At 34.6% G+C, this 1,247-nt stretch carries 2 protein-coding genes; both read right to left on the bottom strand.

Annotated features, from left to right (window positions below; all coding sequences use genetic code 11):
- Positions 1-141 precede the first annotated feature (141 nt).
- Positions 142-672, bottom strand: coding sequence for a hypothetical protein (locus tag A6E04_RS20620; RefSeq protein WP_065612270.1), 531 nt, complete (start codon positions 670-672; stop codon positions 142-144).
- A 133-nt stretch (positions 673-805) separates the two neighbouring features.
- Positions 806-1,247: CatB-related O-acetyltransferase (locus tag A6E04_RS20615; RefSeq protein WP_065612269.1), on the bottom strand; the 442-nt coding region annotated here is incomplete at its 5' end.

Raw genomic sequence — 1,247 nt, 5'->3', positions numbered from 1 at the left:
GCTTTTCGAGGGGCACACCATCATATAACGCCTGCATAACACGTTTACTACTATACAATTATACTTAAAATTGACACCTTAAAACGAGAAACACCCGACAACCTGAGATGCCGAGTGTAGTAAATCGTGTTGATGCATTTGTTATAATTCATTTATGTAGTTAGCAACTTTAACTTTAAATTCTTTACTTACTCTTTCAAAATTTTCTTGTTTTTGTACAAATTCAGCCTCTAGAGTATCTAAACCACCAGATTCATGTAAAAAAGGGACTAATTCCCCTCTCGCTTTGTCAACTAAATTGTAATCAGAAAGAAGTTCTTTAAGATGTATATGAAGAATCATTTTCAATTTCTGAGCTTCACCAGGCAACAGCATTGATTGCTTCTTATTTAATTCAAGCGTATCTTGGTATGAAATAACCCCCTTAAAGAATCGATAATAATTTAAATACATATTAATAAAATTTGTCTCCCATTTTTCGAACAAATGATAGAATTCTTCAACCTTTTCAAGTTTTCGTTCTATTTTCCGAATTTCATTTTCTTGATTTATTTTTAAATTGGCAGACTTTAAGTTAAATATATTAGTTATTATTACTGCTAATAGTGTTGATATGGCAGTAACTATTCCACTAATAATAACCGCAATGTCTTTTATTTCTATATCACTCACAAATCCTCCTGAATTATAACGCCTGCATAACACGTTTACTACCAAGCAATTATACTTAATATTGACGCCTTAAAACGAGAAATACCCGGCAAACTGAGATTGCCGAGTGTAGTAAATCGTGTTGATGCATTTGTTATAAGCGATTCTGATTTTGCCAATAACTATAAAGACCACTGATATCTGACGAACACATTAAACTCATTGCGCCCTTGATTTGGTCATCGCTCCATTGCCACCATTTCATTTCTAACAACTGAGCAATCTCAATTTCAGTGAAACGATAACGAATATGTTTAGCTGGATTTGAGCCAACAATTGAATAAGGCGCGACATCTTTAGTTACGACAGCTCGACTTGCGATAATTGCACCATCACCGACTTTTACACCGCTCATAATCATTGCTTCAGTGCCAATCCAAACATCATTACCAATTACCGTGTCCCCTGAACGTTCAAAACCATCTTTAGCATCCGAGAAATTTTCATTCTCTTGATAGAAAAACGGAAACGTACTGACCCAATTATTTTGATGTCCTTGATTGCCTGCCATCATAAAAACAGCACCCGAACCAATT

Origin of the sequence: Aliivibrio logei, assembly GCF_001691055.1 — a bacterium.
Classification (GTDB): domain Bacteria; phylum Pseudomonadota; class Gammaproteobacteria; order Enterobacterales; family Vibrionaceae; genus Aliivibrio; species Aliivibrio salmonicida.
The sequence above is the reverse complement of the archived record's forward strand: the minus strand, read 5'-3'. Positions and strand labels throughout refer to the sequence as shown.